Here is an 8,069-nt window from a genome sequence, read left to right on the forward strand (position 1 = left end):
TCCATCTTTTGGACGGCGCCCAAAAGTAGGCAAAAGGCGCCTTCTTGCCCGCCGGGCGGGAGTCTTATCGTAGTCTGCCTGCGTTTTTGTACGGGTATGGGCTTCAGGGCATAGCTACGATGCCTGCCGCGTAGTAACGAGGCGGCGCGTTGCTTGGACAGGCCGTCCTCCCGACCTCGTGAGAGCGGAGTGGCTCGGTGATCGAGCGGCGTGCCTGCGGCAAGAGTTTTTGGACCACGACGGTGGTGCGCGATTCGGCTGCGCATGCTGACGGGTATCAAGCTGCGTACCACTCCCCTCTCACGAGGTCGGGAGGACAGCGCTGTTCCCGGCGTTGCACCAGGCGATCTGCGCGGCAGGCAGTCCAGCTATGCCCTGAAGCCCATACCCGTACAAAAACACGGGCAGACTACGATAAGACTCCCGCCCGGCGGGCAAGAAGGCGCTTTTTGCTTCCTTTTTGGCGCAGTCAAAAAGGGAGTCGCCGGCTACGCCGGCGAAACAGCCACGCATGCCAGGCACGACTCATCGTAAAGCCTCCAGGGCCAACACCCGTGACGCAACCATTCTACAAAGCAAGAGCCCCGGCAGACCACCACATTACCGGTTGGCACTCACCACTCGATATCCAGCAGAACCCCTTCGCACGCCCCGCCTGTCCCTGACACTGCAAATCAGCAAGCAGACCAGCATCGGCACGAACATCCATTTCTGCCGCACAGAGATACCCAGATTCGCTGTCATCGGCGCCAGCATCAGCCATGCCCCGATGCTGTAGATCCAGAGAAACGCCCGGCTTTTCAGCGCTACATTACTGCCCCGCCTTCTGATCATGCCCCAGATGCCAAGCACCGCGAGCAGCAGCAGTACGACATTGTCCAGCGACGCCGCGAGACCGAAGACGTCGCGCGCTTCGTACGGCAGTGGCCGGAAGACATAGGTGAAGAGCTGCATCGGCAGCGACATGTCGGCGATGTCGACGCCCCCCCCGCCCTGTTGGTTATAGCCCTGATGGGTATGGATGTACTCCTCGACGCCGGCAGCGTCCGTCGCGTCGTTCAGCCCTGCATACCGGATGGTGAACGGCACAGCGACCGCAGCCGCGGACAAGGCCATGCTGGCCAGCACGATGCGCCACTTCCAGGGAATCTTCGACGAGACCGCCACCGAGGCAGCAAGCGCGAGGAGCATCATCGCCGCCATGTGTGGCCGAACCAGGAACATGCAGCCGATGCCCAGGGTCATGAGCCAGCTGCGGCGCGGCATCGACATGCTCGCCCAGAGGACCAGGCTGGTCGCCATGAAGGCAATCGAATCCTTGCCGATGGCCGCACTCCAGAAGCTGATCGACGGCAGCAACACGATCACGATCGCCAGCCATCGCAGGAATCGGCTTCTGCCGCGCGTCACCGTGCGCAGCACCGAGTCGAACGCCAGGAGACCGATCACCCCGAAGATGTTGTAGACGAGGAACACCCCCAGGTACGAGAAGCCGAAGTAGACCGAGAAGATGTGCGTGAAATAGTTTACGCCCTGAGTGCCGATGGAGAACTCGGGTGACGGCTCGAGCGAGGCCATGTAGTAGTCTGCCGCGTCACCGCCGTGCTCCATCACCAGCTTCGCGTAGAACACGCAAAGGACGGTGTGCCAGACGTAGATGAAGAGTCCCCATTTCGGCCGGGTGCCGAACCTGCGCCCGACGCCCAGCGTCACCAGGACCCCCGCCAGCAGCACGAGCGTCGCACTGAATACATCCCACACGGAAGATGCGTATGCCATGGTCTGGCCCTCAGGGAAGCCGGCCGGTCATGCAGCCTGTTCCACCGCCACCGGTTCGCGGGAGCGGATGAAGAAGCCGATGCCGACGACGACGGCCACGGCATTGCCCGCGATATAGCCGTAGACGGCGCCCAGGGCACCATGGGCCGGGATCGTGACGAGGTCCACGGCAATCATGGTGGACAGCACCAGCAGCCACTTCTCCACCAGCCAGTTCGGCTTGCGCAGATAGATCACGAGCAGCGACAGCGCGGCATCTGCGAACACCAGGCCGGATGCCATCGAGGAAAGGCGCAGCAGGCCGGCCGCGGCTTCGTAATGATCGCCGTAGATCAACTCGATGATCCAGGGCGAGCAGAAGGCAATCACCGCGCCACCCGCCGCACCCAGGACTACCATGCCGACGGTGGCACGCAGCACATTGCGGCGTACCCGCGCCAGGGTCGGCTGTGCGTAGATCGTCAGTGGCGCCAGCGAGCTGGCGAGGATGGCGCTGAGCATCATGAAGTTGTCCAGGATCTGCATGCTCGCCGAATAGCCGCCCAGCTCGAACAGGGAAATGTGCGGCTTGAGCAGGAGCTGGTCGACACGCTTCGCGCAGAGCATCAGCACAATGCCTACCCAGAACACCGTGCCGTCGCGCAGCAGCTTCCTGGCGAGCGGCCAGTCGAAGCGCACTGCGCCGCGGGGGCTGTGCTGCCGGTAATAGCGGACCAGCAGCGCGGCAACCAGCATGGACTCCACGGCGAATACCCAGGCAAAGGTCGGTGCGGAGTCGATGGCGGCCATATAGAGCGCCGAGATCGCGATGACCCGGAAGGCGAGGCCGACCATGCCGTAGACCACCCCGGGCCGGCTGTCGGTGCGTGCCTGCAGCCAGGTCCGGACCGCGCCGAACGGCTCGCGCACCAGCATCGGCATACCGACGATGATGACGACCAGGACAATGGTCCTGTCCTCTTCGGTCAGCGCGACGACCGCCACCAGCAGCACATAGCCCACCACGGCGGCGATTTCACGCAGGCCATATACGTGGGCGAGCAGCTTGTGCTGCGCAGCCAGCGCCTGGTCGGCGACCAGCCGCGGCACAACCACTTCGTTGCCGCAGATCAGTGCGATCGACGATGCAATCAACACCAGCGACTGCGCATACTGGAACTCCGCAAAGCCTTCCGGACCGACGGCGCGCGCCATCATGGCCACGCTCACGATGCCGAACAGCAGCTGCAAGCCGCGCTCGGCAACGAGCCAGAACACATTGAGGGCGATCTGCATACGCATGCCAGGGGTCTCTGGAAAGAAAGTCGGTTCGGCGGCGGATGGCATGACCGCCAGGCGCACCGGCAGGTCAGCCTTGTCACCAGTCCTTTGCGCTGAAGGTCAGTAGAGGCGGCTCCGGGTCACGCAGACGCCCGGATGGCCGGGCGTCTGCTCCGATTCTAGGCATTCTGTCATCGCAGCCTCCGCGTTCACTGTTGCCCCGCGCACACTGCGGGTGCGGCTTGCCGTGCATGTTTCCCTCACCCCGGCCTATGCTCAATTGCCGGGTCTGCCACGTGGCCGTATCCGGCCGCGTGTTCGTGCAGATTACGGCCTTGCCGGGATGACGCCATCCTCCCGATGACGGACCTCATTCCGATGGAGGATGGACACCGCCACCCGTGGCTAGTGGCTCTCGCTCCCGCTGCGGCGGCCGCCGCCAATGTGGGAAAACGCACCGAGCCGTACGGGCGGCAATCCTACGATCACTACATCGTGGGCAAAGTATCGCTGCTGGTACCTGCCCGCTTCACGAGGAGATTGCCGTGAGAACACTCCACGAACGTGCCAGCCAGCGCTCCAGCGGCGCGGACCGTCACAGCACCTCGGCGTCCTTGCTCGCCTTGCTGACCACTGCGCTGCTGGCGGGATGTGCGGCCTCTCCGGGCATGCATTTCGACAGCAAAGCCTCGGTCATGGCGGTCGGGCCCGACGCAAAGCCCGATGTGACCCCGATTACCCTCGATCTGGTGCGCGAACTGCGCAACAAGATCAGGCCCGCGAACGAGCATGTCGAAGAGCTGTACGCCGCGCCCCAGCCCTACCGGATCGGCCCCGGCGACATCATCTCGGTAGTGGTCTGGGACCACCCCGAACTGGTCTTCCCGACACAGACCTACAGCCCCGCCGCAAGCTTCGAGGTTCCGGCGTCGACCGGCGGCTCCAACCTGCCCGGCTACGTGGTGAGCGCGCAGGGAGACATCCAGTTCCCCTATGCCGGGGTGCTCAAGGTTGCCGGCAAGACCGCCAACCAGATACGCTCCGAAATGGCCCATATCCTGTCGCGCGTGGTCCGCGAGCCCCAGATGACCGTACGCGTGCTGGGCTTCCGCAGCCAGCGCGTCTACGTCGACGGCGAAGTCCGCACGCCCGGCATGCTCGCCATCGACGACGCGCCGATGACGCTGGTCGAAGCGCTCAACCGCGCCGGCGGCGTGCTGAACCAGACCGGCGACAACAGCCGCGTGCGCGTCACCCGCGGCGAACGCACCTGGTACGTCAACATCCCGGATCTGCTGGCCAGGGGCATCGATCCGGCCCGCATCATGCTGCGCTCGGGCGACATCGTGCGCGTGGAACAGCGCGAGGACAACAAGATATTCGTGACCGGCGAAGTGGGCCGGCCATCGTCGCTGCTGATGCGCAACGGCCGAATGACACTGAATGAGGCGCTGGGCGACGCGGGCGGCATCAACCCTAACTCTGCCAGTGCGGAACAGATCTTCGTCATTCGCAAGGCGAACGACGGCCAGCCCAAGGTATACCACCTCGACGGCACATCGCCGGCGGCACTGGCCATTGCCGAAGGCTTTGAGCTGGAGCCGAAGGACGTGGTCTACGTCGACGCGCGCGATCTGGTCCGCTGGAGCCGCGTGATGAACCTGCTGCTGCCGTCCACGTCGCTGCTCGGCCCTGCTACGGCGATCAAGTGAGTGACGCGAGCATGCCCAGAACCATCCTGGTCGTTTGCCTCGGCAATGTCTGCCGCAGTCCGATGGCCGCCGTCCTGATCAGCCGCGCCCTGCCCGGTTGCGAAGTGACTTCGGCCGGACTCGCGCCACCCGTCGGCGCCGCCGCCGATCCGCGCGCGGTGCAGCTGCTGGCTCAGGAGGGCTGCGATCTCACCAGCCACCGCGCCCGCGCGGTCGATGGTGACCTGGTGACATCGGCCGATCTGGTGCTGGTCATGGAAAGCCTCCAGCGCGAGACGCTCGAGGAGCGCTTTCCGCAGTCGCGCGGCAAGACATTCAGGCTTTGCGAAAGCATGGATCTCGACGTGCCCGATCCATACGGATGCTCGCGGCAGATGTTCAGCATCGTCCTCGAGATGATCAAGCAGGGAATTACATGCTGGTCGTCGCAACTGGAACTTGAGGATACGGTTGCATCGGCTGACAGCCACGGGGAGGCGACATGAGAACGATAAGCAAGCAAGATGATGTCATCGACGAGCCAGTCCATCACGACAAGCCTGTCGATCTGACCGCCTATATCGACATTCTTGTCCGCTACCGCTGGACCTTCCTCGGCATCACCGCCATCGTCTTCGCCCTGGGCCTGGTCTATGCGGCGATTGCTCCGGCGGTCTATCGTGCCGACATCGTGGTCCAGGTGGAGGAGGCCAATGCTCCGCCGGGCGGCGGCGCCAGCAAGCTGTCAACGACGACATCGCCCGCGCTCGACATCAAGCCGGCGGTCTCGGCGGAAATGGAGCTGCTGCGGTCGAGGATGGTGGTCGGCAAGGCTGTCGAGGCCCTGCACCTCGATGTCGAGGCGGCGCCACGCTACTTCCCCGTGATCGGGCCCGCCATCGCGCACTTCAACGGGGAACTCTCCACGCCGGGCCTGTTCGGCTGGGGCGGCTTTGTCTGGGGCAGCGAATCGATCACAGTGAAGAGTTTGGATGTGCCGGCACCGATGGAAAACCGCACGATCCAGCTCACGGCGAGCGGCAACGGGGACTACACGGTGTCGTTCAATGGCGGCGAGACCAGCGCCAGCGGCAAAGTCGGCGCGCCCCTGATGATCGCCACGCACGCCGGCACCATCCGTCTGCTGGTAAGTGAACTGGACGCCGAAAGCGGCGCCAGGTTCATCCTGCGCCGGGTGCCGCGCAGCACTGCGATTGAGCGCCTGCAAAGCAGGCTCGTCATCAGCGAGCGCGGCAGGCAGAGTGGCGTGATCGGCGTCTCGCTGGAAGGCGGCGACCCGCAGCTGGTGGCTGCCACGCTGAACGAGATCGGCAACGCCTATGTCGAGCAGAACGTGCGGCGCAAGGCTGCCGAGGCAGAGAAGTCGCTGGCCTTCCTCGAGCAGCAGCTGCCCGAAGTGAAGCAGCAGGTCGAGACGGCCGAGGTCCGTTACAACGCCATGCGCAACCAGCGCGGCACCGTCGACCTGAGCGAGGAATCCAAGCTGATGCTGAACCAGTCGGTGCAGCTCCAGACCAAGCTGCAGGAGCTTCGGCAGAAGCGGCAGGAGCTGGATGCGCGCTTCATGCCCACCCATCCTGTCATCACGCTGATCGACAACCAGATCGCCGTCGTCACGGCGCAGCTCAATGGCATCTCGGGCCGCATCCAGAAGTTGCCTGACGTCGAGAAAAGCGTGCTGCGCCTGATGCGCGACGTGAAGGTCAGCACCGAAATGCTGCAGTCCCTGCTCAACGACATCCAGCAACTCAAGCTGATGAAGGCCAGCAAGGGGGGCACCTCGCGCCTGGTCGATGCCGCGGACGTGCCGTTCAAGCCGACCCAGCCGAACCGCGAGGTAATCGCCGCGCTGGCGGCCGTGCTCGGGCTGTTCGCCGGGCTGGCGGCGATCATCGTGCGCCATGCCTTCAACGGCGGCGTGGCGGATGCCGATGAGATCGAGCGGAAGACGGGCATGACCGTCTACACGACGATCCCGTTCAGCCAGCATGAATCGCAGAAGAGCAATGCCGCTGGCGCCGGCGCCGGGCTGTTGGCGCGCCTGCAGCCCGACGATCCCGCCGTGGAAACGCTGCGCAGCTTCCGCACGGCGCTGCAATTCGCGCTGGCCGGCAGCCGCAACCAGACCGTGGTCATCACGGGGCCCGCGCCCGGCGTCGGCAAGTCGTTCATCTGTGCGAACTTCGCGGCGATTGCTGCCTCAGGCCGCCGTGTGATCCTGATCGACGCTGACCTGCGGCGTGGGTCGCTGCATCGTCGCCTCGAAGCCCAGCGCACTCCGGGGCTTACCGAGCTCCTGCTGGGCGCGCCGCTAGACCAGGTGGTGCAGCGGCAGGTCGCGCCCGGCCTGGACTTCATTTCAACGGGCGGCGAGCCGCCGCATGCCGCGGACGTCCTGCTCAGCCCCGCGATGGAGACCTTGCTCGACACGCTCAGGAAGCGCTATGACCTGGTGCTGATCGACACCCCGCCAATCCTGGCTGCCACCGACGCCGGCATCCTCGCCGCCAAGGCCGGCGCCGTGTTCCTCGTTGCGCGCGCCGAGAAGACCACCGTGGACGAGCTGCAGGCGTCGCAGCGGGCGCTCCAGCATAGCGGGGCGGAAGTCAAAGGTGTGCTGCTCAATGGCATGAATATCGAAGGGCGCTGGTATCGGGCGCATTACTACTTTGGCAAGTATCGCTACCTCGGGGAATATAGCGGCGGGAATCCGGCTAAGCGGGCCTGAGCGCGGCGCGGTCCCACACGGCAAAACTGCCGCAGCATCATGTGCTGCGGCAGTTTTGCTTTGGGTCCTCGCCGGATTTTGCGTGTGGGTTCTTGGGTGCGCTGCTGTTTCGCCGGCGTAGCCGGCGACTCCCTTTTTGACTGCGCCAAAAAGGAAGCAAAAAGCGCCTTCTTGCCCGCCGGGCGGGAGTCTTATCGTAGTGTGCGCGGGTTTTTGTACGGGTATTTGCTTCAGGGCAGAACTAGACTGCCTGCCGCGCAGATCGCCAGGTGCAACGCCGGGAACAGCGCTGTCCTCCCGACCTCGTGAGAGCGGAGTGGCTCGGTGAGCGAGCGGCGTGCCTGCGGCAAGAGTCTTTGGACCACGACGGTGGTGCGCGATTCGGCTGCGCATACCGACGAGCCTCAAGCTGCGTGCCACTCCGCTCTCACGAGGTCGAGAGGACGGCCTGTCAATGCCTCGCGCCGCCTCGTCCCAACGCGGCAGGCATCGTAGCTATGCCCTGAAGCGAATACCCGTACAAAAACCGTCGAACACTACGATAAGACTGGCCGTCCGCCGAGGACAGACGGCGCCTTTTGCCTACTTTT

At 64.5% G+C, this 8,069-nt stretch carries 5 protein-coding genes; 3 read left to right on the forward strand and 2 right to left on the reverse strand.

The features are described from left to right. Positions 1–600: 600 nt before the first annotated feature. Together RM96_RS27115 and RM96_RS27120 are read right to left on the reverse strand one after the other, a co-directional pair. Positions 601–1,779 (reverse strand): hypothetical protein, encoded by a 1,179-nt coding sequence (locus tag RM96_RS27115; RefSeq protein WP_039014836.1) that lies wholly within the window; start codon positions 1,777–1,779, stop codon positions 601–603. Positions 1,780–1,806: 27 nt separating this feature from the next. Then, on the reverse strand, positions 1,807–3,060 hold the full coding sequence (locus RM96_RS27120) for an oligosaccharide flippase family protein (RefSeq protein ID WP_039014841.1): 1,254 nt from the start codon (positions 3,058–3,060) through the stop codon (positions 1,807–1,809). 647 nt (positions 3,061–3,707) lie between these two features. On the opposite strand from RM96_RS27120, the gene RM96_RS27130 reads away from it, so the two are divergent. The 3 genes from RM96_RS27130 to RM96_RS27140 are packed head-to-tail and all read left to right on the forward strand — an operon-like array spanning position 3,708 to position 7,479. Then, positions 3,708–4,751, forward strand: coding sequence for a polysaccharide biosynthesis/export family protein (locus tag RM96_RS27130; RefSeq protein ID WP_193752528.1), 1,044 nt, complete (start codon positions 3,708–3,710; stop codon positions 4,749–4,751). A gap of 11 nt (positions 4,752–4,762) precedes the next feature. Then, positions 4,763–5,236, forward strand: coding sequence for a low molecular weight protein-tyrosine-phosphatase (locus tag RM96_RS27135; protein ID WP_039014839.1), 474 nt, complete (start codon positions 4,763–4,765; stop codon positions 5,234–5,236). Beyond that, a complete protein-coding gene (locus RM96_RS27140) occupies positions 5,233–7,479 on the forward strand; it encodes a polysaccharide biosynthesis tyrosine autokinase (protein WP_039014840.1) in 2,247 nt (748 codons plus the stop codon). Before RM96_RS27135 ends, RM96_RS27140 begins: the two co-directional genes overlap by 4 nt. Positions 7,480–8,069 lie beyond the last annotated feature (590 nt).

Source organism: Cupriavidus sp. IDO (assembly GCF_000812465.1).
Lineage (GTDB): Bacteria > Pseudomonadota > Gammaproteobacteria > Burkholderiales > Burkholderiaceae > Cupriavidus.

Coding starts and splice junctions, on each gene's coding strand:
- RM96_RS27120 (WP_039014841.1), bottom strand. CDS start 3,060: ATGCGTATGCAGATCGCCCTCAATGTGTTCTGGCTCGTTGCCGAGCGC.
- RM96_RS27140 (WP_039014840.1), top strand. CDS start 5,233: ATGAGAACGATAAGCAAGCAAGATGATGTCATCGACGAGCCAGTCCAT.
- RM96_RS27115 (WP_039014836.1), bottom strand. CDS start 1,779: ATGGCATACGCATCTTCCGTGTGGGATGTATTCAGTGCGACGCTCGTG.
- RM96_RS27130 (WP_193752528.1), top strand. CDS start 3,708: ATGCATTTCGACAGCAAAGCCTCGGTCATGGCGGTCGGGCCCGACGCA.
- RM96_RS27135 (WP_039014839.1), top strand. CDS start 4,763: ATGCCCAGAACCATCCTGGTCGTTTGCCTCGGCAATGTCTGCCGCAGT.